Origin of the sequence: Psychrobacillus sp. NPDC093200 (assembly GCF_050280345.1) — a bacterium.
In the GTDB taxonomy this organism is placed as follows: Bacteria; Bacillota; Bacilli; order Bacillales_A; family Planococcaceae; genus Psychrobacillus; species Psychrobacillus faecigallinarum.
In genome coordinates, this window is the sequence record NZ_JBNNVC010000003.1 from 277,555 (window position 1) to 301,507 (window position 23,953).

26 protein-coding genes are annotated in these 23,953 nt (G+C 36.8%); 10 read left to right on the plus strand and 16 right to left on the minus strand.

Annotated features, from left to right (window positions below):
• Positions 1-202: 202 nt before the first annotated feature.
• The 3 genes from ACQKNZ_RS14915 (at position 203) to ACQKNZ_RS14925 (ending at position 1,657) form a co-directional block, all read left to right on the plus strand.
• A complete protein-coding gene (locus ACQKNZ_RS14915) occupies positions 203-736 on the plus strand; it encodes an HTH-type transcriptional regulator Hpr (protein WP_144541778.1) in 534 nt (177 codons plus the stop codon).
• 121 nt (positions 737-857) lie between these two features.
• A complete protein-coding gene (locus tag ACQKNZ_RS14920) occupies positions 858-1,403 on the plus strand; it encodes a DUF3267 domain-containing protein (RefSeq protein ID WP_144541776.1) in 546 nt (181 codons plus the stop codon).
• Positions 1,404-1,471: 68 nt separating this feature from the next.
• A complete protein-coding gene (locus tag ACQKNZ_RS14925) occupies positions 1,472-1,657 on the plus strand; it encodes a hypothetical protein (RefSeq protein WP_090570160.1) in 186 nt (61 codons plus the stop codon).
• A gap of 100 nt (positions 1,658-1,757) precedes the next feature.
• Here ACQKNZ_RS14925 and ACQKNZ_RS14930 read toward each other — a convergent pair whose 3' ends face one another.
• Complete coding sequence (locus tag ACQKNZ_RS14930) at positions 1,758-1,871, minus strand: YjcZ family sporulation protein (RefSeq protein ID WP_144541775.1); 114 nt, start codon at positions 1,869-1,871, stop codon at positions 1,758-1,760.
• Positions 1,872-2,010: 139 nt separating this feature from the next.
• On the opposite strand from ACQKNZ_RS14930, the gene ACQKNZ_RS14935 reads away from it, so the two are divergent.
• Positions 2,011-2,946: a peptidylprolyl isomerase gene (locus ACQKNZ_RS14935; RefSeq protein ID WP_144541773.1), complete on the plus strand. Its 936-nt coding sequence runs from the start codon at positions 2,011-2,013 to the stop codon at positions 2,944-2,946.
• 269 nt (positions 2,947-3,215) lie between these two features.
• Here the strand turns inward: ACQKNZ_RS14935 and yhaM are convergent, their stop codons facing one another.
• From yhaM to ACQKNZ_RS14965, 6 genes are all read right to left on the minus strand, one after another.
• Positions 3,216-4,154, minus strand: a complete 939-nt coding sequence (yhaM, locus tag ACQKNZ_RS14940; protein ID WP_144541771.1) for a 3'-5' exoribonuclease YhaM — start codon at positions 4,152-4,154, stop codon at positions 3,216-3,218.
• Entirely contained in the window at positions 4,151-6,868 is a 2,718-nt protein-coding gene (locus tag ACQKNZ_RS14945; RefSeq protein ID WP_427660458.1) for an AAA family ATPase, read from the minus strand. Before ACQKNZ_RS14945 ends, yhaM begins: the two co-directional genes overlap by 4 nt.
• A gap of 3 nt (positions 6,869-6,871) precedes the next feature.
• Positions 6,872-8,077: a metallophosphoesterase family protein gene (locus tag ACQKNZ_RS14950; protein ID WP_427660460.1), complete on the minus strand. Its 1,206-nt coding sequence runs from the start codon at positions 8,075-8,077 to the stop codon at positions 6,872-6,874.
• 89 nt (positions 8,078-8,166) lie between these two features.
• Positions 8,167-8,355 (minus strand): hypothetical protein, encoded by a 189-nt coding sequence (locus ACQKNZ_RS14955; RefSeq protein ID WP_151113016.1) that lies wholly within the window; start codon positions 8,353-8,355, stop codon positions 8,167-8,169.
• Between the two features lie 17 nt (positions 8,356-8,372).
• On the minus strand, positions 8,373-8,684 hold the full coding sequence (locus ACQKNZ_RS14960; RefSeq protein WP_151113014.1) for a DUF3796 domain-containing protein: 312 nt from the start codon (positions 8,682-8,684) through the stop codon (positions 8,373-8,375).
• Positions 8,685-8,885, minus strand: a complete 201-nt coding sequence (locus tag ACQKNZ_RS14965) for a helix-turn-helix transcriptional regulator (RefSeq protein WP_144541761.1) — start codon at positions 8,883-8,885, stop codon at positions 8,685-8,687.
• A gap of 139 nt (positions 8,886-9,024) precedes the next feature.
• Between ACQKNZ_RS14965 and ACQKNZ_RS14970 the strand changes: the two genes are divergently transcribed.
• The gene (locus ACQKNZ_RS14970) at positions 9,025-9,210 is read left to right on the plus strand and encodes a YhzD family protein (RefSeq protein ID WP_144541759.1); all 186 of its coding nucleotides are present in this window, start codon (positions 9,025-9,027) and stop codon (positions 9,208-9,210) included.
• 45 nt (positions 9,211-9,255) lie between these two features.
• On the opposite strand, the gene ACQKNZ_RS14975 is transcribed toward ACQKNZ_RS14970, so the two are convergent.
• The 6 genes from ACQKNZ_RS14975 to ACQKNZ_RS15000 all read right to left on the minus strand — a co-directional run bounded on the left by ACQKNZ_RS14975 (position 9,256) and on the right by ACQKNZ_RS15000 (position 14,399).
• On the minus strand, positions 9,256-10,272 hold the full coding sequence (locus ACQKNZ_RS14975; protein ID WP_427660463.1) for an anti sigma factor C-terminal domain-containing protein: 1,017 nt from the start codon (positions 10,270-10,272) through the stop codon (positions 9,256-9,258).
• Positions 10,259-10,813: a sigma-70 family RNA polymerase sigma factor gene (locus ACQKNZ_RS14980; RefSeq protein WP_427660465.1), complete on the minus strand. Its 555-nt coding sequence runs from the start codon at positions 10,811-10,813 to the stop codon at positions 10,259-10,261. Before ACQKNZ_RS14980 ends, ACQKNZ_RS14975 begins: the two co-directional genes overlap by 14 nt.
• Before the next feature lie 704 nt (positions 10,814-11,517).
• Positions 11,518-12,297: an enoyl-CoA hydratase gene (locus ACQKNZ_RS14985; protein WP_191697590.1), complete on the minus strand. Its 780-nt coding sequence runs from the start codon at positions 12,295-12,297 to the stop codon at positions 11,518-11,520.
• Between the two features lie 118 nt (positions 12,298-12,415).
• Positions 12,416-12,760, minus strand: coding sequence for a YlbF family regulator (locus tag ACQKNZ_RS14990; protein WP_151113008.1), 345 nt, complete (start codon positions 12,758-12,760; stop codon positions 12,416-12,418).
• Positions 12,761-12,801: 41 nt separating this feature from the next.
• Positions 12,802-13,944 (minus strand): DUF445 domain-containing protein, encoded by a 1,143-nt coding sequence (locus ACQKNZ_RS14995; protein ID WP_427660468.1) that lies wholly within the window; start codon positions 13,942-13,944, stop codon positions 12,802-12,804.
• A 65-nt stretch (positions 13,945-14,009) separates the two neighbouring features.
• Entirely contained in the window at positions 14,010-14,399 is a 390-nt protein-coding gene (locus tag ACQKNZ_RS15000) for a ferritin-like domain-containing protein (RefSeq protein ID WP_151113004.1), read from the minus strand.
• A 73-nt stretch (positions 14,400-14,472) separates the two neighbouring features.
• On the opposite strand from ACQKNZ_RS15000, the gene ACQKNZ_RS15005 reads away from it, so the two are divergent.
• Complete coding sequence (locus ACQKNZ_RS15005; protein WP_144541784.1) at positions 14,473-14,676, plus strand: YheE family protein; 204 nt, start codon at positions 14,473-14,475, stop codon at positions 14,674-14,676.
• Positions 14,677-14,788: 112 nt separating this feature from the next.
• Here the strand turns inward: ACQKNZ_RS15005 and ACQKNZ_RS15010 are convergent, their stop codons facing one another.
• Together ACQKNZ_RS15010 and ACQKNZ_RS15015 are read right to left on the minus strand one after the other, a co-directional pair.
• Complete coding sequence (locus ACQKNZ_RS15010; protein ID WP_427660470.1) at positions 14,789-15,964, minus strand: M20 metallopeptidase family protein; 1,176 nt, start codon at positions 15,962-15,964, stop codon at positions 14,789-14,791.
• A 33-nt stretch (positions 15,965-15,997) separates the two neighbouring features.
• Entirely contained in the window at positions 15,998-17,416 is a 1,419-nt protein-coding gene (locus ACQKNZ_RS15015) for a YfcC family protein (RefSeq protein WP_427660472.1), read from the minus strand.
• Positions 17,417-17,957: 541 nt separating this feature from the next.
• Between ACQKNZ_RS15015 and ACQKNZ_RS15020 the strand changes: the two genes are divergently transcribed.
• The 4 genes from ACQKNZ_RS15020 (at position 17,958) to ACQKNZ_RS15035 (ending at position 22,419) form a co-directional block, all read left to right on the plus strand.
• Positions 17,958-18,596, plus strand: coding sequence for a GntR family transcriptional regulator (locus ACQKNZ_RS15020; RefSeq protein WP_144541743.1), 639 nt, complete (start codon positions 17,958-17,960; stop codon positions 18,594-18,596).
• Positions 18,597-19,571: 975 nt separating this feature from the next.
• Positions 19,572-19,829, plus strand: coding sequence for a hypothetical protein (locus tag ACQKNZ_RS15025; protein ID WP_151112998.1), 258 nt, complete (start codon positions 19,572-19,574; stop codon positions 19,827-19,829).
• A 74-nt stretch (positions 19,830-19,903) separates the two neighbouring features.
• On the plus strand, positions 19,904-20,671 hold the full coding sequence (locus tag ACQKNZ_RS15030; RefSeq protein WP_427660475.1) for a gluconate 2-dehydrogenase subunit 3 family protein: 768 nt from the start codon (positions 19,904-19,906) through the stop codon (positions 20,669-20,671).
• A gap of 23 nt (positions 20,672-20,694) precedes the next feature.
• Complete coding sequence (locus ACQKNZ_RS15035; protein WP_427660477.1) at positions 20,695-22,419, plus strand: GMC family oxidoreductase; 1,725 nt, start codon at positions 20,695-20,697, stop codon at positions 22,417-22,419.
• Between the two features lie 166 nt (positions 22,420-22,585).
• On the opposite strand, the gene ACQKNZ_RS15040 is transcribed toward ACQKNZ_RS15035, so the two are convergent.
• On the minus strand, positions 22,586-23,839 hold the full coding sequence (locus ACQKNZ_RS15040) for an MFS transporter (RefSeq protein ID WP_427660479.1): 1,254 nt from the start codon (positions 23,837-23,839) through the stop codon (positions 22,586-22,588).
• Positions 23,840-23,953: the final 114 nt, after the last annotated feature.

Below are 23,953 nucleotides of genomic sequence, written 5' to 3' on the forward strand. Positions count from 1 at the left end.
TCCTTTTTTCATTTTTCTCTGTTGTAAGCATAGGAAGATCTTTTTTAATAGATTGTTCGGCATTGCGAAATCGTATTTCTCTTTGTCTCTTTCTATATTAAATTATTATAAAATTAATAATATTTTTAAATATTTTATTTCAACTTCCTTACTTTATTGCTATAATGTGTAAAGATTATAACTCAGAAAGAAGGCATACGAGATGACTGATCAATTTTATACGATGAAGGAAGCAATGCTATATAGTCAGCGAATAGCTCAACTTTCAAAAGCTCTTTGGAAGGCAGTCGAAAAAGATTGGCAAACTTGGATTAAGCCCTATGATCTAAATATTAATGAGCATCATATTTTATGGATTTCTTATCACCTTAAAGGCGCTACTATTTCCGATGTTGCAAAATTTGGAGTAATGCATGTGTCTACTGCCTTTAACTTTTCCAAAAAGCTAGAGGAAAGAGGATTACTTTCTTTTTCTAAACGAGATACGGACAAGCGTAACACATACGTAGATGTAACTGAAAAAGGTCAGCAGCTTTTAGAGGAAATGTATGAAAATTATCATGAAACTCCTCATTCTGTTATTGAAGGCTCTCGTCCTGTAAAGGATCTTTATGGAAGGTTCCCAGAGTTCATGGATGTGATGGCTGTAATCCGAAATATATATGGCGACGATTTTATGGAGATATTTGAGCGTTCTATTCAGAACATTGATGATTCTTTTACTAAGGCAGAATAGCGTTAAACCAGCAATGTAAGCGCTCTATAAATTTTAATATTTATTAAGCTTGTATTTTTTATAGAAACATCGTATTGTATGTATCTGAAATATAATTTATTTTATAGGAGATGCATCTATCTTGCATTGCTGGAAAACCATTAATGTCAAAAAACAATACGGCATGGAGCGTTTATTTCTTCTATCATCTATTATGGTAATTGCCGTTTTTTCTATCGCATATGCCTTACTAGGAATTATAAATGATTCTCATAAATCTGATGACTTCTTTTGGCTATTCGCTATAGGGGTATTAATGGTTTATCCGCTTCATAAAATAATTCATTTTATTCCATTGTTTACAATTCGAAATAATATTAAAGTTACCGTAAAGAGACGGTATGGTATTCTTCCAATCGTTTCTATTAGAGTGTGCGATCCAATCAATAAGAATAGATTTTTATTTTCATTAATTGCTCCTTTTATATTTATCAATTCTGCTATTTTAATAGGGGCATTGCTAGCACCAACCTTTGCACATTATTTTACGATGCTCTTTGCCTATCACTGCGGAATGTGTTTTATAGACTTAATTTATGTAAAGAATTTAAGCAAGTCACCTAAAAGTGCATTTATTGAAGAAACTGACGCTGGTTATCAAATTTTAGTAGCTGTTTCGAATTATTAGCAATATGTTACACTTGTAACTACTGCTCCTTATTTGATATGCTTAGTGTATATGAAGGGAGTTTAGACATGATTATATTTACTTTAGTTCTATTCTCGGCATTTTACTTGCTACAAATTAATCGAATGACTTATGCGCTTGTAATGTCAAAAGAAATCCCAGAAGAAAAACATCCTAAGATTTTTAGAACCATTAATATATTAATTACGATTCTTCTTGTATCTTTCTATGTTGAGTTGGTTTACGCAGTTTAAGAGAAAAATTGACCCAAATCATTAAAATGATTGGGTCATTTCTTATTTCTGAAAGAAATATAGACCAAGATCGCCTAAGCGATCTCAGTTCTTGATTTCGTTAGTAGATGAATGCAGCGCCAACGATAATCAAAAGAATAAACAGAACTACTAATAAAGCGAAGCCTGAACCTGATCCATAGCCACCGCCATAGTTGTTATATTGTCCACCCATTTAGAACACCTCCCTTTTCTAATTTATCCTATGCTGTGGTTTCAAAATATGGTAGGCAAATGAACGGGAACTATTTTTGTTTTTGTTTCGTTTATGTTATAGTTACACTTGCAACATGATGAAGTTAGGAGAGATTTCCATGAAAAAAACAGTTTTATCATTAACATTAGCAGCATCTGTTCTTGCATTAGGAGCATGTAGCAATGATTCTGCAGATAGCAGCGAAGTAATTGCAACATCTAAAGTAGGCGACATCACGCAAAATGATTTATATGAAGAAATGAAAGCTTCCATTGGAGAACAAGCTTTCCAACTTCTTATGATTGAAAAAGTACTTGACTCTAAGTACGATGTTACCGATAAACAAGTAGACGCTCAGCTAAAAGCTGATAAAGAACAGCTAGGAGAAAATTTTGAAACGTTGCTAGCTCAACAAGGATACACAGAAGAATCATACAAAAAATATTTACGCCTTAATCTTTTACAAGAAGCTGCTATGATCGAAGATGTAAAGGTTTCTGAAGATGAAATTAAAGCGGAATATGAAAATACCAAAAACGAAGTTAATGCTCGCCACGTTCTTGTAGAAGATGAAGAAACAGCTAAAAAAGTTAAAGCTGAATTAGATTCTGGTAAAGAATTTGCTGAAGTTGCAAAAGCTTACTCTACAGAACCTGCTGCACAAGAAAGCGGCGGAGAGCTTGGATGGTTCGGTAAAGGTGCTATGGACGCAGAATTTGAAAAAGCTGCATTTGCTTTAGAGCCTAATGTAATTAGTGAACCAGTTAAATCTAGCTTTGGCTACCATATTATCGAAGTAACGGACAAGCGTGAAGTTAAAGAATCATATGAAGACAAAAAAGCTGAAATAGAGAAAAACTTGAAGCTTGAAAAAGCAGACCAATCTGCATTACTACCAAAAATCGCTAAGCTATTAAAGGATGCTAAAATTGATATCAAGGATAAAGATTTAGAAGCTGCCCTTGATGAATTTTTAAATGCTGGTGAAGCTGCCGATACTACAGATGAATCAAAAACAAAAGACGATGCTTCTACTGAAAAAAGCGAAAAATAATTCAAACTAGCAGGATTAACTATTTTGCTATAAGGGATCGCGGCTCATGCCGTGATCCCTTTTTTATATCTACAAACATGAAAAACGTTAAACCTATAAAAATATCGTGTACACATGACCCACGGAAGTATGGAGGTTTCTCTTTCGGGTACATCTCCATTTGCCCTCAAGACCGTGGAACTTGTGCTAAACACTACTATTAATAATCATTTTGAGCTTTTTTTCCATAAAAAAATCGTAAAGGCCTTCAATGGCCTCTACGATTTTCTTTATTCAAAAGTAGGCTTATAGAAAGAACGATTTTCTAACGGGAATAAACGCTCTGTAAATTCTCCCGGATTCGTTTTATCCAATGCTCGATTAAGCATATTCATCTTAGCATCAATATTATCAATATAATGCAGTATTTCTGCTTCACGCACCATCGGTCGCTTCGGACTACCCCACTCTTCTTTTCCATGATGAGAAAGCACCATATGTTGAAGTAGCATTACTTCCTCTCCATCAATTTGAAGCTCCTCTGCTGCTTTTGATATTTCATTCACCATAATCGTAATATGTCCTAACAGGTTACCTTCAACTGTGTACGTAGTAGCTACTGGCCCCGATAGTTCTAATACCTTCCCTATATCATGTAAGATGATTCCTGCATAAAGAAGATCTTTGTTTAATGTTGGGTAAAGGTCGCATAGGGATTTTCCAAGCTTTAGCATAGAAACGACATGATCAATTAAACCAGAAGCATAATCATGATGGTTTTTAGTAGCTGCTGGATAAGTCATAAACGCTGTTTGATGTTTTTTTAGTAAATGGCGCGTTACTCGTTGTATCAAAGGATTTTTCATCTCGAAGAAAAATTGTAGTAATTCCTCCATCAATTCTTCTTTTGACTTTTCTGCTGATGGAACTAAATCGTGAATGGTTATCGTCTCATCTGCTTTAACAGGTCGAATACTCTTTACACGTAGCTGAAACTTTCCACGATAATCTTGTATTTCTCCCCCAACGCGCACTATTTGACTAGCAGCATATTGTTTTTCATGCTCCTCGTTGGTATCCCATAGCTTGGCCTCGATATCTCCACTTTTATCCTGCAGTACAAGTGACATAAATGGTTTTCCAACTGTTGTAACACCTTTAGTTGATTGTTTAATCAGTAAGAAATGATCGACAGGATCTCCTACTCGTAGCTGTGTAATTCCCTTCATCTCAAAACCCCTCCACTTCCAACTTGTAATGTCGCTACCTCTATTATATGAGCCTCATTCCAACTAAGACGCATATGCTCATGACATGTAAAATACAATAGTTGATGTTCATCTTGTAGCTCTTGCATTAATTGTACCACTTGTTTTAATCGGTTTCGATCGAAATGTACAAAAGGATCATCCAGAATAATAGGAAAAGAAATTTTATTCTTTAACGAAACTGCTAAGGAAACTCTTAAGGCAATATATGCCTGCTCCTTTGTGGCCTGACTTATCTCTGCTATCTTAAATCGTTCTCCGCTAGGCTTGACTGCTTCGAAAAGACCGTCAGGCGTAAACTCTAACTGCTCGTAGGATTCGTTAGTTAATATCCGAAAATAGCATTTTGCTTTTTCAAGAACCTCCGGAAGTCTTTCTTCTTTTAGTTGTAACAATGTCTGTTTAATAGCTTCTGTCACTGTTTTATAAGCAGCCCATTTTTTAACTAGCTCATACAGCTCGGATTTTTTTTCTTCTAATTCTTGTAATTTTTCACTTTGCTTCTCATTTTCGAGCAAGCGACTCGTTTCATATAGCAATGATGCCTTTTCCTCTAAAAGAACCTGACTTTTTTCTTTCATCTCATTTAGAGATTTTCTTGCTGTTTCTTCAAAGCCTTCCTCAAAATCATCGATACCTACTTGACTATCGCCTAATTGTATCCTAACTTGCTCTAATTCTCTTTCTAATGTAGCTCTCTTCTGAGACACTAAATGAGCTTGATAATAATCACTTTCTGTTGTAACCCCAGTCTCTTGGAAAAGCAATGTCATCTGTTGATCCTGAGCTTTTAATAACAATTGTAGCTCCTTAAGCTTTTCCTTGAGTTTCGTTATTTTATTAATAGTCGTCTGCTCTTCCTCTAACTTTTTCTTTTCTGTTAAATAAATTTCACGTAGTTGGTGGAATAGAAGGTCATCTGCTAACTGGAAGTTCGTTAAATGTTGGGCACGATTTTTCAAGTCTCGCAAGCTTCTGCTAACTTCCTCTAACTTACCTTCCATTTGGTCCAGTTGAATTTGGTAATCCTGAATCATTCTCAAACGATTAAACAGGTCCGTTAATAAATTAGGAGAAAGCTCCTCACTAATATGATATTTCTTTAAAAATGCTGAAATTCTTTGTTTCAGGCCCCTCTTCCTCTGTTCTGTTTCTATCACTGTTTCTTCTAGCAGAGTAATTTGTTCAGTGAGTCCGCTTAGCTCGTTTTCTAGTAAGCTTGTATATTGACGGACATCATTCTCTTTATTCAGCCCTCTAACGAGCAATTTAAAGCCTCCATAGACAACAACGCTTATAATAATAGCAAGGAGAGCAATTAACCAATTAGAGGCAAGAAAGCTAAAGATAACGCCAATAACTAATATAAATCCTATTACCGAAAATAAGATACCCATTGAGTTACCTTGGCCACTAGATGATGACCGAGAGCGTTTCGATTCCTGTATCCTTTTTTGTAGCTGCTCCGAATCCTGTTTCTTCAAATTCAATAAACGGCTTTCTTGCTGATGTTGGTGGTCCAGTTGCTCTTGTTCTTGAAGCATTGTCACGAGCCGATCCTCTTGCTGCATAGACATATCTGCGTCAATAATACTGACTAAACTTTTTTCCCACTCCATGCCAATTAGGCTAAGCTGTTGCATTTGTTGCTGTAGAGTTTTGTTCTGTTCTTCCTCTAACTGAACTCGCTTGGCACGTAACTGATGCCAATGAGATTCCTGACTCAAAAATCCCTGAATTTCATTCAGCTTTTCTAGTGAAATTGTTTCAGTAGCATGAACCGTTAGCTGCAACTCCTGGTTTAGTTGTTCTGCAGCAATTTGTGTATTTGTCTGCTTATCCTTAATAGCCTCATAGCGGCGAATCCCTTCCGGTGGAAATAATTGTATTGGAAGCTTATCCAACTCCTCGATAAGCTCGATTTCAGCTATTTTTAGTGGTTTTAATTGTTTCCAACGAGAATAATTCTGTAGTTGCCCCGCCAGCTCCTTCTCACGCTCTATCATTTCACTTAAGAGCTGCTCTATTTCATTTAGACGCTGGATAGATGGCTCGTATTTCTCCACCTGTTCCATTTGCTCCTTCCACCCAACTTCAAGCTGCCTTAACTCTTCCAATTTTTGATTGATGAGTGGCTTTCTACCAGTCGGCTTGTAGAGCTCTCCCATTTCTTTTGCAAACTGATTTTCCACATTGGATAACGTATCCATTCCTGTTGTTCCAGAGGAGAGTAGTGTACGAGTCAGCTCTTCCTCTGTCATTTTTTCAAAGCCCTGTAACTGAAGCAGAGAAAATGAAAAAATAGCTTCAAAATCTACTCGACTGTAGGAATGAAGTATAGTGGAAAGCTCCTTTTCTCCTCCACGAGTACCATCCTCGAAAAATAAGGTGACATCTCCACTCGCCTTCCCTTTTACCCTCTCAATCACGACTCTCTTACCTTCATCTGATTGGATTTGTATCTTTCCGCCATAAGTGGTGTTGCTTCTTGGCTCATACCTAAGGAGCTGTGCATTTCGCTGTGGGAATCCAAAAAGAATATGCAGTATAAACTGCTGAATCGTAGACTTTCCTGCTTCATTCTCCCCAAAGAATACATTTATCCCCTTATGAAGTTCCACTTCTATATTTTCATGCTTTCCAAAACCGTATATATGGAGCTTTTCTATTTTCATATGTTACACTCCCCTCGTTACAGCCTTGTTCAGTAATTGCTTAGATTCCATTTTTACCTCTTCAATAAAATCCTCATCTATGCTTGGAAGGTAGCGACTGCCTTTTGGATGCTGATATAACTCCTTCACAGCCAGCTTCCAATGTGTAAAGTCCCACTCTTCCCATATATCCGTCAACATCAGCGTTTCATTGAGTTGGTTAATAGGTAAGTCAATAACTAAATCCTTAAGGATGATAAAGGGATTTTGCTGATCCATAGATTCCTGAAAGATGGCTAGCCATTCCTCCCTCGAGGATGTATCAAGCATTTCAAAGGTCTCTTCTGTAATTTCGGTTAGCGTTAATTCTATAATGGCGTTTCCATTGCTTTCCACATAATCTTTTAGCTGGTGTTCTACCCGACTAATCAATTCATTGGCGTGGACAATATCCTTACAGGAAACCTCTAGCTGATCGTAGATAAACATACTACAAGGGATAAATTGCAGGTCTGTATTGTTCTTTGTCAGAGTTACCTCATAGAAACCTTTCAGCCCTCTTTCATTGCGATGTCTGCTTTGTATATTGCCAGGATAGACGATTGCTGGATCCATATGTAAAACCTGTCGCTTATGTATATGCCCAAGCGCCCAGTAGTCATACCCCTTCCCGATTAAATCACTTTGACGAAACGGCGCATAGACATCATGCTCTTTATTTCCTTCTAAACTTCCATGTAGCATTCCTATATGAAAGTCCTGACCATTTGCCTTTGGGAAATAGGTATGCATTGCTTCTCGAATATGGCGTTCCTTATAGCTAAAACTAGAAATGTGTACAGTCTCGCCTTTAACATTAAGTGTTTTTGTTTCTACATCTCGTCCAAATACCTCTACGTTCTCTGGCATCTGAAAACGAACCCAGCTTCCACTCAAATGATCATGGTTTCCATGACAAATAAAAACCGGTATCCCGCCTTCTCCAAGAGCTTCCATTCCCTTTTGAAACAAATGCTGAGCTCGCAGACTACGATTTTCTCCATCATAAATATCACCGGCTATTAAAACAAAGTCCGGATTAGTTGCCAAAGCATGCTGAATAACATTATTAAAGGCATGAAATGTACTTTCTCTAATTTCCTGCCATCTATTTTTAGGGATAGATGATAATCCTTTAAAGGGGCTGTCTAAATGTAAATCTGCCACATGTAAAAACCGAATAGCTGCCATTCTACTACACCTCACTAAAAATAGAATATTTGTTCTTATTTTATCATATAGAAAAGGCTATACACAAATAAATGTGTAATAGCCCTTTTTTATTTCTTTTCCATTTGTATTTGTACTAGAGATGTAACTAAACCAGTTATCCCTGCCGTTAACCCTGCTGGTAGGCTAAATAGGAAGTAATACCACTGTCCTGTATATAGAGAGATTCCTAAGAAAATTAATGGTAAACCGATTAAAGCAAAAATTGATGCCACTAGTGCCCACTTAGCTTTAGTCATGATTTATTCCTCCTTTGCTAGTTTTTCTTTTCCGCTACTGCAGCACCTATTCCATAAGAGACGATGTGTGTAATCCAGAGGCCAGTCATAATAAAAAATGATAATCCTGGCCCCTCCACAATGATGATAATCATCCATGCTACTAATAAGGCTGCTGTTGTGACTTTCCAAGAATAAGATCTTGCAGTTGAATGCACTTGATTATACCGTTCATCAAATAATCTTTTCTTCTTTCCGACTCTACGAAAAATAAAAAAAGTAATCCCCATGATTGCTATCGCCGCTGGCAATCCAATTAAAAACGTAAACCAATCAAATTCTCCACTCATTTAATCTTCCCCTTCGTAAATGAAAATGTCTTCTATATGGCACTGAAACAATTTGGAAAGCTTAAAAGCCAAATTAATAGATGGATTATACTTTCCTTTTTCTAAAGAAATTATAGTTTGCCGGGACACCTCTAACTTTTCCGATAATTCGTCCTGTGTCATCCCTAGTTCCATTCGTTTATCCCGAACATAATTTTTCACTGTTACCCTCCTTTTTAGTAAAGCTAACTTTACGTAAAGTATACTTTACTTATTAAATAAATGTCAAGCAGACTTTACTTTTTTTTTTTAATTTTTGTTGTATAATGAATTTTAAGAATACATAAGGGGTGTATGATACATGAAAGCATACAAATTCACAGCATTTGAACCAACAGGGGAACTAATCGTCGAGGAAACATGGAATTATGAAAACGACGACGAAGCAAAGAAACAAGGGGAAGAAGCAATACACGAAAAAGGCTACGGAAACAAAACACATCGCTTAGTTAACAGCTCCGGCAAGCTTATATTGTTTCATGTGTAATATAAAAAGGGACTTAACCCGATATAACGGTTTAAGTCCCTTTTCCTATTCTTCGATCCAATTCCACGGCTTAATTTCTCCTAGCTGAACACTATGAATGCCCTCTACCTCTTTAAGCTTCAGTAACTCTTTCACAGGTCCTGTCACCACTGCTCCGTAAGCTTGGAATCCTTCTTTTTGAAGATAATCATGTCTTTCTTGAAGATAATCTGTTGCTAACAATGTTTCTGCTAGGTTTTTATCTTTGTCGAGCATCATTTTCATATTTCTAAGCATTGATGATTGGCTTTCCCTTACTGAATGATTGTTTAAAATGCTAGTTGAATAATTGATATTAAAGTCTGCATCTACCTTTTTAAATCCTGATAATCCCCAAGGTTTTGCTAATGATATATCGTTTTCACTGCCACTCCAGCCGCCTTCAGTGAAATTCTTTAATTCCCCCATATAAATTGGCATCCATAAAACATCTATTTGATAAGGAGAAATTAATTCTAATAATTCCTCTGGAGAGTAGTAATCGTTTATGGAAAAAGCTAGTTGAGCCACATTTCCTTCATGTATTTGCTCTAACTGATTCCAAACATTCGGTGTCTGAGTTTCGTCTAACTTCTCATTCGTTACAGGATTATAGGGTAAAGAAAAATTAAAGCCCTTGTCACTATTATAGGGAAAATACTCATTAACAGTAGTCGTGCTATAAGCGTCTATAAGAGGTTTATTTAGGCTAACCTTTGTTATAGCAAACTCCTCTTTACCTATTATTTTCATCAAAGGGAAGTCAATCTTCTGTGTTAAAAAGGGAGTAATTTCATTTGTCCCACTTCTTGAATTTGTGGAGATATATCCTGGATAAGTCCAATCAACGGCTAATTTCTGATAAAATTCCGTTCGCTTACCTACGTTAGTAGCTTCATAAATGATTGATACTGAGATCATATAAACAGCATATACAAGAAAAATCCCTAAAAGTACACGAATGACATTGAAAGATAATTTCCATGAAAAACGTTTTTTATGCTTTTGTACAATTGCTTTTGCTTTCTCATCATTCCATTCCATCTTTTCCACTCCTATCAAAATCCTTTCCAAGGCGATCTGCCAGCTGTTTAAATCTCTGTCTAGCCCGATGTATTGTTACTTTAACCTGATCTAATGTAATCTCTAATGTCTTTGCAATTTCTTCGTATGAAAACTCCTCATACTCTCTTAAATATAATATAGTCCGATAATTTTCCGGAAGGAGCAGTGATATATCTTGAATTTCACCGGATTTTTCTTGATTCAATAAATCCTCCTCTGGCACTCCATATGGGCTAACATATTCCTCGGAATTAGAGAGATAATCGTAGAGCGGTACCCACTTCCACCTCTTCCGTTTTCGCCATTCATCCATATATGTATTTCTTGCTACCTTATATAGCCAGCTTTTAACTTGCCTGCCGTCATATAAATCCAAGGACAAAGTCGCTCTATAAAAGGTCTCCTGAACAAGCTCTTCCGCAATGGAATCGGATCCCGTTAGCTTAAGTAAGTAGAAGTAGAGAGGCTTAGCATAAGCTAAATAGACTGTTTCTAAGTCATCTTTCCTTTGTTTCTTCACTTCCTTGCCTCCCTTCTAACCTAAAACGTTTAGACATGCATATTGTTACAGTCTAAATTAATTTATTTGTAAAATATATAGGTGTTGGGATTAAGTGGTGCGGATTTGATAGTATTTTAGGGGAGCTTCTGCTTCATTTAGGAGACACTTTTCTACTTTTAGGAGCGCCTTTTGATGATTTAGGGGCGGAAGTACACTTTAGGAGGCGCCTTTCACCCGTTTAGGGGTGGCTCCGCTCTCTTTAGGAGACACTTTTCTACTTTTAGGAGCGCCTTTTGATCGTTTAGGGGCGGAAGTACACTTTACGGGCGTTTTTCACCCGTTTAGGGGCGGGCCCGCTCACTTTAGGAGACACTTTTCTACTTTTAGGGGCGCCTTTTGATCTTTTAGGGGCGGAAGTACACTTTACGGGCACTTTTCTCCCGTTTAGGGGCGGTTCCTCTTCATTTAGGAGACAATTTTCTACTTTTAGGAGCGCCTTTTGATGATTTAGGGGCGGAAATACACTTTACGGGCACTTTTCACCCGTTTAGGAGCGGGTTCGCTCACTTTAGGAGACACTATTCTACTTTTAGGAGCGCATTCGCATTTTTTACGAGCGTATGCTCACACATTCAACCGTTTAGCGGCGAAACATTTCCCCGTAACCAAGCTCTCCAATAAAAAAGAGCCAAGGTTAGCTAACCTTGACTCTTTCACACTCATTATTCTCCTTTAAACGTCGGTTTACGTTTTTCAACGAATGCTTGAATACCTTCTTTATGATCTGCTGTTTTACGCATTGCCGATTGACCTTTTGATTCTCCTTTTAATATTGCTTGTAAGTCATGAATTTTGGATAAGTGTAAAATTTCTTTAGAGGTGATCATTGCTGCAACCGGTGATTCAATAAGTTTTTGTGCATAGGCTGCGGCTGTTGCATGACCAGCTCCGTCTGGTGCTACCTCGTCTACTAGTCCTAACTTTTGTGCTTCCTTGCCGTTAAACAATTGTCCACTCCACATAAGCTGCTTTGCCTTTGGTATCCCTACTCGTTCTTTTAGGAAGAAGTGGCCCCCTCCATCAGGTATTAGTCCGATTCCTATGAAGTTCATCGCTAGCTTACTATTTTCTTCAGCGATTATAATATCACAACCTAGAACCATGCTAAATCCAAGACCTGCCGCAGCTCCATGAACGGAAGCAATGGTGATTTGAGGCAAAGTATAAAGGTTTAGTGCGATACGAGTTAAATAATCCATTGCTGCATCTATGTCTAAAGGATTTTCATCGTTAAGCATTGCTTTAATATCGCCACCAGCTGAAAAAGCACGACCCTCCCCTTTAATGATAAGGACTTGAATAGATTTATTTTCTTTTAAATCCTCCAATAACTCCGCTAATTCTTCCATCATAGTTTCATCCATTGCATTCATAGCATCTGGCCTATTTAAAGTTAATGTTGCAATACGACCCTCTTGTTCAAATAATAAAGTTTTATACATAATTAAATCCCCTTTGTGAATAGTCATTCATTTTTATAATTCGGCATTTATTCATATATTCCTTCTTTTTAAGCTAATAAAAAAAGCTCTAAGCTAAAGAGCTTAGAGCCTTCTCATGTTATATTCCTTCATACATTTCTTGGACAGGTTTAAGCAACACACGGTTAATCTCTTCGATCATCTGGCTAAGTGCCATTTCCGCTTGTAGCATGTGGAATATTTTTTCATTTGTTTGAGCAAGCTGTGCTGTTTTTTGAGCATATTCGATCTCTTCACCAGAGATTTCCTCACCTTGCATTTGTTTCTCTTGTAAAGAAAGCTGAATTTTACGGAAGCTTTGAAATAAAGCAAGTGCTTCTGGGTCGGCCTTTACTGATTCTATTGCATCTTTTACGTTTGCGAATTGATCGGTCTGGCGAAGTGATGCCTCTAGTTTGTTAATATCATCGTAAATGTTAATCATGTTTGTAAGCTCCTTTATTTAGGCATTGTCCTAGCCTTTTGTTAGCTAGTTAGAAATACGATTAGGCCTTGAATGATTCCTATAAGCCCCCCGAGCACACCACCGAGAACAGTAATCATTTTGAACTCTCTTTTGGAGATTCCAAGTACGATATCCTCTAATCGCGCTACTGGGAAAGAGTCAACTTGCTCTTTAACCATTTCCTCAAGCTTCATCTTACTTAATACTTCCTCTAGTTTTGCCTCTGCTTCGACAAAAGCAAAATTAGTTACTTTTGGTACCATTTGAGTCTCTAACCAATCTGAGGCACCAGGGAAGTAATGGTTTAAACTATAATTTAATCTTTCTTCAATTGCAAGTTGTTCCTTTAAGTATGCTTTTACATTGACCACCAATGGATCAAAATCAAAGCCTGCCATCATCTCAGCCAAAGGTCGGTCCTTAAGCTTTTCCCACTCATTTTGAACAATATTTTCAAGCATTACTTTTGTTCCTGGGGCACGAAGAAACTTTAATATTTCAGGCTGTACCTTCCCAGCAAGTGAAGAAGACTCTCCCATAAACATTTGAATCATGTTACCTAATGTTCCTTTGGTAGATAGGAAATCATCAATCAGTTTTTTAACTGCACTTTTACCTTCATCTGATTGAAAAAATTCCTCGCCCTTTTGAAGAATATAGGAAACAATATCTCCGACCTTGCTATCAGCCTTCAGCTGCCAATCTAGTGGAGCAATTTGACGTATTGTTTCCTTTTCAAACTTCGTCATAACCCGATTAAATTGTATATCAACCTGTTCTTCTATTTTTTCATTTACAAGAGAAGGCACAGATTCTATACCTGCAAGCTTTAGCCAATCGTCTATCGTCTTCTCTGACTGAAATATATTTTTATTAAGCTGTTTTACAATGAAATCATTAGCTTTCATTTTCATCGAATCATTGAAGTATTTCTTTTTAAAAATATCAGGTGTCAGTAAATGCTTGATAACAGTAATTCCTAATTGTTTAGCAAGCTCATCCCGACGCTTTGGTATTAAGCCTGGAGTGAACGGTACTCTCCATGATCCTATATACTTTGCTTCATGAGGTCTGAAAAGCATTTTAATGGCGAGGTGATTTGTAACCGCTCCAATTGCTGCTCCAACGACTGCCATGAATATGATTGTCCATAAAAAACCCATCTATCTCACCTTTTTCCTCTAGCTTCTAGATTATTATAGCAGAGGAGTATGAAACACAAAAACAATTAGAGTGCATTGTACATCATCGAAAATCGGATTGCGTGCTCCGTCTCATCATGCATAGCGCAAAATAGAGGAGCATAGGCTTGTTGAATAGGAATTTGAAGCAGCATTTCCTTATATACTTCTGCTGTTTCCAATTCATCTTTCACAGACTGCTTGGCACAGGATTTTAATTCTGTACATGGGGGTACTTTTTGTAAGTTTTGAACAAAACTCCCTGTAAGCATATAATAGAGTTGTTGAAACATTTCGTAATGGCTTTTTTCATCCTCATAAACATGCTCGATGAATTCCTTCCAATACGGATCGTCTGTCAGCTTATACATATCCATATAATGATGATAATCAGCGTACTCGTTCTTGATTGCTTGTTCAAGCTTTTCAATAAACAATTAGATGCTCCTTCACTAGTCATTTATACTAGTATATGCGCGCAAATTCACTCACATGAAAGGTATGATTTCTTTGTTACAGCATTTCAGCTTTAAGCCACTCTATGAAAACAAACAACTACCTGGCTGGTCACTTTCTTTCTTCTACAAACAAAAAAGATATTCAGCAAACTACGAGCCAGATGGTTCTATTAAGTGGAATGGTGAGACACCATCTGATGAAGAAACAGTAAAAAAAATGATTCACGAGCTAATGCTCTTCCACGTATACGACTAAGAAAAGCACAAGCACCTATGTCTATTCCGAAATACAAAAGGGGAAAGTTAGGACTTCCTTTCTGGTCTATATAAAAGCCTATGCTTTTTATCGCATAGGCTTTTAATATGATTTATTTTTTGTCCGATTGTTCGAAAATTATTCCAATAAACATCTTTCCTATATCTATCATTGCACGCTCATCCACATCAAATTTAGGATGATGGTGTGGGTAAGTTGCCTTCAGTTCCTCGTTACCACCGCCAATGATAAAATAGGCTCCCGGAATTTTTTGTTGATAGTAGGCATAATCCTCGCTGCCATTCATCGGTTTTCCTGGAATAATGTTTTGCTCTCCGACGACATAGCCTGCCACTTTCTCCACGCGTTTTGTTTCGGCTGGATCGTTGTAGATGGAAGGGCAATCCTTCACATATTTTAACTCATATGTAGCGTCAGCAGCCTCGCATGTGCTTTTTACTATCTGTTCTAGTTTTTGCTCTATCATGACACGAACATCCTCATCATAGGTCCTAACTGTACCTTTGATAAAGGCAGTATCGGGAATAACATTGGTAGTGCTTCCACTTTGAAATGAACCTACTGTGATAGCTGCAGCCTTTAAAGGGTCGACTCTACGGCTTACTATTTGTTGTAAATTTACTACTAGCTGGCTCCCTGTCACTAAGGCGTCAATTGTTTCATGAGGAGAAGCCCCATGTCCTCCTTTCCCATGGATAGTTATATAAAAATCATCCTGGGCAGAGGAAGCATACCCCTCTATTACGCTAAACTTTCCATAGGGCTGCAATGACATTACATGTGCTCCATAGATAACATCCACACCATCCAAACAACCATCCTTAATCATATATTCGGCGCCGCCTGGGGTGACCTCCTCAGCAAATTGATGTAAGAAAACAACAGTACCTGGAACCTCTTCTTTCCGCTCACTTAGTACCTTTGCTACACCTAAAAGAGCAGATGTATGAAGATCGTGCCCGCATGCGTGCATAACCCCTGGTACCTTCGATTTGTATGCTACTTCTTTTTCGTCCTGAATTGGAAGAGCATCAAAGTCTGCTCTAAGTGCAATAGTTTTACCCGGTTTACCTCCCTTTAAAAAGCCTAAAACTCCTCTTCCGCCCACTTCGGTTCTAACCTCTAACCCTAGTTCTCTTAAGTAAGCAGCAATTTTTTTTGGTGTCTCTACCTCTTCATGAGAAAGCTCTGGATGCATATGTAAATCTCTTCGAAAATCAACTAACTCAGGATAAATCTCTTCTAATCTATTAAATATTTTTTCCATTTCTTAATCCTCCTAAATAACAAACGCACTACATCAAGCTGGCCAAAAGAAAATATGTGCCACAGTTATAAATATTGCTCCCATTATAAATTGAATCAAAATTAGTGGCCATAGCCAGCGAACCCATTTACCGTAAGAAATCTTAGCCATAGCTAAGGCTGCCAATATAAGTCCGCTAGTTGGTGCGATAATATTCGTGATGCCATCTCCCATTTGGTAAGCTAATACTGCAGTTTGTCTGCTCACACCTAACAAATCAGAAAGAGGCGCCATAATCGGCATAGTTAATGCTGCTTGACCGCTCCCGGACGTAACAATAAGATTTAACACGGTCTGCATGATATACATACCGATTGCTGTTAAGCTTGAAGGAAATTTCTCTACTAAATTAGTAATTCCATATAAGATAGTATCAATGGTGTTACTATCGTTTAAAATGACTAATGCCCCGTAAGCAAAACCAACCACTAATGCCCCTACTACTATTTCTTCGCAGCCTCGAACAAAGGATTTAGTAATCTCATTAAAATTCAATCGATTAATTAAACCTATAACAATTGCCATTATCAAAAATAAAGCTGAAATCTCCGTTATAAACCATCCAAATTTTAATACTCCAAATGCCAGAACTATCAGTGTTAACACTAGAACCCCTATAATAATTCCCTGTGTTTTAGTAATTTTATCCTGTTGCATAGCTTCTATATCAATATTTCTGTTTTTGTCTTCCTCATACATAATACTCTTCGTTGGATCTTTCCTAATTTTATTTGCATAAATCATAACGTATCCAATGGATATAGCCATGAAAGCAACCCAAAAGCCTATACGTGGGCCCATTCCTGAAAAAATTGGAACCTCTGCAATTCCTTGAGCAACCCCTATTGTAAATGGGTTCATGAATGCTGCTGTAAAACCAGCAGATACGCCAACAATAACCATTGCTGCTCCTACAATTGAATCGAATCCCATAACTATTGCAATTGGTACTAAAATCATAATAAAGGGAAGTGCCTCTTCAAACATTCCTACAGCTGCCCCAGCAACTCCAAAAAACATCATCACTACCGGGATAATTAGCATTTCTTTCCCTTTCATTTTAGTAGACAAGGAACCAAATGCACCTTCAATTGCCTTGGACTCTCTAAATAGATTGAATGAGCCAGCCACCATAAAAATAAAGAAAATAATTGGAGCAGCTTGAACCATTCCTTTATGTATAGCATTAAATATATCTAAAAAACCTGCTGGACTTGAATCAATTGTTTGGTAAGAACCATCTACAACAATTGTCCGACCATCCGCATCCTCTACTCGGTCGTATTGCCCTGCTGGAATGAGGTAAGTTAAAGCAGCCATAATAATAACAACTGTAAACAGAATGACAAATGGATGTGGCGCTTCTCTAAATTTTTTCTTTTTAACCGATTCTTCTTTAATAACTGTGGTCATGTCTAATTCCCCTTTAATATAATTTAAATATTCGTTTCTTTAGTAAATGAGCAAAGTTTCTAAGATGGAATTCCAAAATTTTTTGGGGAATAAAGCGATATACATGTACCCATAGTGACAGAAATAATTTATATACTATCCCGTTGGGCAAAACTATTTTAGCCTTAAACCTAGTAAAAGATTTGATCATTTGCTTTTTATAAACTGACTGCAGCTAATCTAATCAAATCGCATCCCTCCTTTTTACACCAAAATTTTACCCTGATGAAATTATGTTATTTTTCAAATTGTACAGAAAATTTGTTTTTTAGTAAAATGAAAAAATTAGGAGATTCTTTAATCTAGTTAAGGTATCTATTTAAAAAAACATAAACTCCATCAAGCAATAAATAGCAAATAAGCACCTTCTTGCAATACTTATGTAACTCAACGCTAGTCTAAAAAAGCAATTTGTACCGGAGGATGTAATATTATTCAAAAAAAATAAATTATAAAGTATAATAGATGTGTATTAATTAAATTAATTTCAAGGGGTTAAGATATGGTTTCCAACAAAATGAATGCACAAAAACTGGCTTATGAGTACATTCAAGAACGTATGCTGGATGGTACTTATAAAGGCGGCATGAAACTCGTAGAAGAACGTCTTGCAGAAGAGATCGGTGTTAGTCGCACACCAATTCGTGAAGCAATTAAAAGATTAGAGCAAGAAGGTTTAATTAAAAATAAACATATCTATAGTCCTACTGCACAAGATTTAATATACATATATGAGATGCGCATTGTACTAGAAAGTTTTGCAGCAAAAAGAGCAGCGAAAAATATGACAACAGAAAAGTTAATAGAACTCGAGAACACCATAAAGCAATCTCGTAATTCGCTTATGGAAGGGCAGTCAAAAAAAATATACACTTCAAACCAACGCTTTCATGAACTAATTATACATGAATGCCAAAATCCTTTAATGATTGAAAGATTAGAAAAAGCCCAGACAGTTTTCTATTTGTTTAGCCTAAAGCTTGATATATATAATCGTCCGCATTTAATAGATGAGCATGAAGAAATTTACAATGCGATTAAGAATAAGAATGAACAACTTGCCGGTGAACTCATGACCAAACATTTATATAAAGACATGAATTTCACACTGGAGATTATCGGCAGAAAAGGACAGTATTAGAGCGATTCAAACTTTAAACGCTTGAATCGCTCTATCAAAGCCAGATATTATTTGAAATGTCTTTGACAATAATATTCAAATGCTTATCTTTATGGAATGGCTCTTTACCTTCAAAATATCCCTTTAAAATTCTGTACTTCTTAATGAAATATTATAGTTTAATGTTTCGAGTCCTTCGAAAAATATCTTTATAATGATACCTTAAAATCAATAAGAATTAATGACAATATTCGTATAAAAATAGTCTGTTTAATTTACTAAAGGGCCATCGAAAAAAGAGAGCTTTAATTGAGTAACTTGTTATTGATTGCTAAAATCAAATTGATCATTTGGTACATCTAATGTTGTCTGTTGCATTACTGTACCATTGCCCGTCCAAGTTATATTTGCAGTACTTTCTCGATAATTCACCTCTATCGCATTTCCTTTTACAGAGTTGATGTCTCTCCGTGAACTATTCTTCTACGGTAACCTATTCACATCATAGGATGCCAATAAACCCCTTCCCGACCAATTCGATAAATAACAAACTAAATCCCTTTAATAATTTTCTATAAAATCTCTTATTCATATTCACAGTTCACTTCTTTATATTCCAAAGCAATAGTCCCCCTTTAAAAGGTTTTTAAGTAACCTTCACCTCTTCTAAATTATCTATTCCTCTAAGAAAATGGCCATTGCAAAAAAAGCTGAGCCATACTCTGGAAATGCGACCTTTACTGGAATAACTTAATTTATTGTCTCAGTCATTAAGAATAACTTATTTTTCTTCAACATTTCTTATTAACAATCAATTTGATGATCAAAAATAGTTAATGATTATATATCCTCATATGTATAATTTTTAATGTGTACAAACAACTAAAGATTGTAGTAGAATGAATAATGTTGTTTTGCATACAAAAAAGTTTATTTTGTATGCAAAAATATCTTTTTTAATTAGTGCTAATTATCGCATAAGAAAGGAGAATAAGTATGACGCAGTACAATTTAGAAGAATTGAGGATGCTCAATCAAGTGCTACTTGCCCTTTTTCTCGTAGCTGATTTTGCACTTTTACTCTTTTTTTATAATAGTCCATTCCCTTGGTTTGCCCTAATAGGTTCTGGAATTGGTTTAGCCATCATTGTTTTTTGTTGGGCAGGAAGAAAATACACTATTTTTATAGCTTCATTACTTGTTTTTTCAGCTCTTCATACGATTGTTTATAATTGGAGCTCTATTGTGCATTAAAAGAAGAATAATTTTTGCACTTTTTTTATTTAATTAGTTAAATAAAAAATCATAAATTTATGGGAGGTATTATTATGTCAGAACAAGAAAATAAAAATTCCGTTTTAGACAAACGTTCTTCTAGACGTACGTTTATCAAAAATTCTGGTTTGACGGTTGGTGGTGTTGTTTTAGGTGGAGCTTTAGGAAGTCTTTTAATAAAAGATGATAAATCAACAACTACTGAAACTCATAATCACGCAGCAACGCCTACTGCTAATCCAAATGTAGCTCTAATGTTCTTCACACCAAACCAATACCAAGTTACTCAAGCAGCTGTGGAACGTATTTTCCCTGAAGATGCAAATGGCCCTGGAGCCAAAGAACTGAACGCTGCTATTTATATTGATCACCAATTGGCTGGTCCATGGGGTTCTAACGTAAAAGATTATCGTTTAGGTGCTTTTTATAAAGCTGAAGAAAACCAAGGTCCACAAACGAAGATTCTTCGTAAAGATCTATTCCTAGCTGGTTTAAATAGCTTAAACACCTATAGTAACGAACAATATAAAGTTGACTTTAAAGATTTAGAAGCTATTCAACAAGATGAAGTTCTTCTTGCTTTTAGTGAAGGTAAAGTTGAATTATACGGAAAAGTTTCTTCTTCCCAGTTTTTCAGTTTGCTACGTACATTAACTCTTGAGGGTGTATATGCAGACCCAATGTATGGTGGTAATAATAAAATGGAGGGCTGGAGTATGCGTAAGTATCCAGGATCTCGTATGCAATACGTGGCTGAAATACAAGATGACAAATTTATCGAACTTGAACCACAAAGTTTAAATTCTCATATGGGACATTAATAATTGAAGGGATTGACATATAAATGGTTACAAAATTACCTAAGGTACCTGTCGTAGTAGTAGGGATGGGATGGGCTGGTGGAATCGTCTCAGCTGAACTAACGAAAGCAGGAATAAGTGTTGTTGGATTAGAACGTGGTAAAGACCGGACAACAGCTGATTATATAATGGGACATGATGAACTTCGTTACCAACATCGAACAGAGCTAATGCAGGATCTTTCAAAAGAAACGATTACTTATCGTAATACATTAGCAGGAAAAGCTTTACCGATGCGTCAATACGGTACTTTCATAGTAGGAGACGGAGTTGGTGGTGCAGGTAGTCACTGGAATGGACAAACTTATCGCTTCCTACCCTATGATTTCGAAATTCGTACGAAAACAATTGAGCGTTACGGAATCGATAAAATTCCTGCTTGGATGGAAGGTCTAAGCGACTGGGGTCTAACTTATGATGAGATGGAACCATATTATGATACATTCGAAAAAATGGCTGGTATTTCAGGGGAAACAGTAGAACTATGGGGGAAACGTGCTAATCCATATCCAACCCCTCCTTTAGTGAAAACACCTTTAATGAAGGAATTTGAAAAAGCAACAACAAGCTTAGGATACAAACCTTTTGTTATGCCTGCAGCCAACCTTTCTGAAGCATATACAAATCCAGATGGTATCTCTCGTGGCGCATGCCAATACTGTGCATATTGTGAAAACTTTGGATGTGAATATGGAGCAAAAGGTGACCCTGCTGTAACAGTGATTCCGGTTGCAAAACAAACAGGTAAGCTAGAACTTCGTACACATTCCAATGTCTTAGAATTAACCAATAATGGTGGCAAAGCAACCGGAGTTATTTACGTTGATATGCTAACGGGAGAAAAATTTGAACAGCCTGCCGATGTAGTTGTAGTTGCAAGTTATGTATTCAACAATGCTCGTTTACTTCTAAATTCTGGTCTAGGTACTCCTTATGATCCAAAAACAGGTAAAGGAACAATTGGTAAAAACTACTGTTATCAAATAACAGCTGGAGGTTCTCAGCTATTCTTTGAGGACAGAGAGTTTAATCTATACGGTGGTGCCGGAGCATTAGGCATGGAGATTGCTGAATATATGGGTGATAACTTTGACCATTCTGAAGTGGACTTCATACACGGTGCTGGCATTCGTTCAACACAATATGGGGACCGTCCAATTGCAGTAAACCGTGTACCTGCTGGAACACCAACCTGGGGTGCGGAGTTTAAAGAAAAATCTATTAAATACGCTAACTCGAACTTCCCAGTTAAAACACAAGGTGCTTCTTTACCACATAAAGAAAATTATCTGGATCTCGACCCAGAATTTAAAGACGAATTTGGATATCCATTACTACGTATGACATATGAGTATACAGATAATGATCGTGCGATGGGTAAATACATGTCAACAATCACGCGCAAAATTGCAGAAGAAATTGGTGCAGATATTATTGATACAAGTGAAGAACAAGCTCCATTTAACGTAAACAAAGATACCAATACACATAACACAGGCGGTGTTATTATGGGTGCTGACCCAGCAACATCTGCTCTTAACACATATCTACAAATGTGGGAAGCTGAAAACGTATTTGTGGTAGGTTCATCTGCATTCCCACATAATAGTTGCTTCAATCCAACTGGCACACTTGGTGCTCTTTCGTATCGTGCATCTGAAGGAATTCAAAAATACCTAAAAGAAGGCGGAATACTAGTTAAAGCATAATAACTATAAATATGCTCTTGACTCGCATACAATTTGCGCTCAGGGGCTTTTTATATTTCTACAAAATAACGTTCGAGCGAAGAGCTGCCTCCCTCACCTTTAACAATGCCTCATTAAAATAAAAAGAATAAACAACCTATTGGAAATTTCCATAGGTTGTTTTATTTTATGTACTATCTAGTTTTTTTCTTCCAAATACAATAAAAAAATAAGTGGAGGCGATTAAATACAAAATGCCTGTAATTGTAAATGTATAGGCATAGCCCCAATAGAATCCAAAGGTCATCACTAATCCTGTTGAAATTGCCCCTGTGCTGGCCCACCCAACATTAAAGACCATTTGGTTTACCGAATTCGCCAGACCTTTATATTTATCCTGGACCAAATCCATCGCTATTGCGCTCTGTATAGGATTTCCAGCATTCATAAGCGCTTGGCGCATGAGAAAGGCAATAGAAGCAATCACAAGAGAATTAGTGTAGCCAGTTATAAATAAGAAGGGAATAGATAACAGTTGAAAGATAACTAATGCCTTTACCTTACCCACCCGTTTGACTAAAGCTGGCCCTAGTAACATAGCTATGGCAGTCATAGCAGAACCTAACGACAAAATAAGACCTATATACGAATTGGATGCTCCAAAACGATTAGAAAAATATAAATTTAAATACGGGATAACCAATCCAGAGCCGGTACCAATTAGTAGATTGGCAAAGCCAAACAATATGATTATCTTTAAATTTTTACGAAAGCCACTTGGCCCTTCTTTGCTATCCGCTACCAGGTCAGCAGCCATTTCCTTTTCTTTCACTGTCTGTAATCGTAGGAGTGGCAAGAGACCAAGTGTGAATATAACAGCCCCTAAAATTAACACGTATTTAATGGAATTGACAACTGAAATATCTCCAAAAGTATGGAGCATATCTGCCATAATCCCTCCACCAAGACTTCCGATAACACCAGCTACCGTCATAAGAGAAAAATGAATGCTAAAGAGATGCATCCGCTCACTCGCTTTGGAGTTCTCCGCCAAAAAAGGAACTCCTGATACTTGGACGAGTGCCATAAAAAGGCCGGTGAAAAAAGCTGCATAGATTAAAGACTGCTCCCCAATCATTAAACTTCGATAAAACAACGTAAAAGAAGCAACGACAGCACCGATAATAATAATTTTCTTTCTTCCAAATCGATCGCTTAAAAATCCAGCAGGGACTAGCATAAGCGCAGAGGCCAAGGAGGTCATTGCAATTATTTTTCCGTTTAATGTTTCAGGATAACCAAGCTCTTTTATGTACAAATTGTACATTACAGAAAAAACACCCATTCCAATCTGGATGAGTACATTCGCTAGCATAAACATTTGGATATTCAGGTTAAACGTTGCAATCTTCTTTTTCCAATCTGCAAGCCAAGGAATCATATTTAAGACCTCATCTATTTTATTTCGATACACTAAATATACGTTGTACGTTAGAAAAATACAATCTATAAAATATTAATATTTTATAAGTTCTATCGTTCGACTTAGATGCCT

Coding starts and splice junctions, on each gene's coding strand:
- ACQKNZ_RS14915 (WP_144541778.1), top strand. CDS start 203: ATGACTGATCAATTTTATACGATGAAGGAAGCAATGCTATATAGTCAG.
- ACQKNZ_RS14925 (WP_090570160.1), top strand. CDS start 1,472: ATGATTATATTTACTTTAGTTCTATTCTCGGCATTTTACTTGCTACAA.
- ACQKNZ_RS14930 (WP_144541775.1), bottom strand. CDS start 1,871: ATGGGTGGACAATATAACAACTATGGCGGTGGCTATGGATCAGGTTCA.
- ACQKNZ_RS14935 (WP_144541773.1), top strand. CDS start 2,011: ATGAAAAAAACAGTTTTATCATTAACATTAGCAGCATCTGTTCTTGCA.
- yhaM (WP_144541771.1), bottom strand. CDS start 4,154: ATGAAGGGAATTACACAGCTACGAGTAGGAGATCCTGTCGATCATTTC.
- ACQKNZ_RS14945 (WP_427660458.1), bottom strand. CDS start 6,868: ATGAAAATAGAAAAGCTCCATATATACGGTTTTGGAAAGCATGAAAAT.
- ACQKNZ_RS14950 (WP_427660460.1), bottom strand. CDS start 8,077: ATGGCAGCTATTCGGTTTTTACATGTGGCAGATTTACATTTAGACAGC.
- ACQKNZ_RS14955 (WP_151113016.1), bottom strand. CDS start 8,355: ATGACTAAAGCTAAGTGGGCACTAGTGGCATCAATTTTTGCTTTAATC.
- ACQKNZ_RS14960 (WP_151113014.1), bottom strand. CDS start 8,684: ATGAGTGGAGAATTTGATTGGTTTACGTTTTTAATTGGATTGCCAGCG.
- ACQKNZ_RS14970 (WP_144541759.1), top strand. CDS start 9,025: ATGAAAGCATACAAATTCACAGCATTTGAACCAACAGGGGAACTAATC.
- ACQKNZ_RS14975 (WP_427660463.1), bottom strand. CDS start 10,272: ATGGAATGGAATGATGAGAAAGCAAAAGCAATTGTACAAAAGCATAAA.
- ACQKNZ_RS14985 (WP_191697590.1), bottom strand. CDS start 12,297: ATGTATAAAACTTTATTATTTGAACAAGAGGGTCGTATTGCAACATTA.
- ACQKNZ_RS14990 (WP_151113008.1), bottom strand. CDS start 12,760: ATGATTAACATTTACGATGATATTAACAAACTAGAGGCATCACTTCGC.
- ACQKNZ_RS14995 (WP_427660468.1), bottom strand. CDS start 13,944: ATGGGTTTTTTATGGACAATCATATTCATGGCAGTCGTTGGAGCAGCA.
- ACQKNZ_RS15010 (WP_427660470.1), bottom strand. CDS start 15,964: ATGGAAAAAATATTTAATAGATTAGAAGAGATTTATCCTGAGTTAGTT.
- ACQKNZ_RS15015 (WP_427660472.1), bottom strand. CDS start 17,416: ATGACCACAGTTATTAAAGAAGAATCGGTTAAAAAGAAAAAATTTAGA.
- ACQKNZ_RS15020 (WP_144541743.1), top strand. CDS start 17,958: ATGGTTTCCAACAAAATGAATGCACAAAAACTGGCTTATGAGTACATT.
- ACQKNZ_RS15025 (WP_151112998.1), top strand. CDS start 19,572: ATGACGCAGTACAATTTAGAAGAATTGAGGATGCTCAATCAAGTGCTA.
- ACQKNZ_RS15030 (WP_427660475.1), top strand. CDS start 19,904: ATGTCAGAACAAGAAAATAAAAATTCCGTTTTAGACAAACGTTCTTCT.
- ACQKNZ_RS15035 (WP_427660477.1), top strand. CDS start 20,695: ATGGTTACAAAATTACCTAAGGTACCTGTCGTAGTAGTAGGGATGGGA.
- ACQKNZ_RS15040 (WP_427660479.1), bottom strand. CDS start 23,839: ATGATTCCTTGGCTTGCAGATTGGAAAAAGAAGATTGCAACGTTTAAC.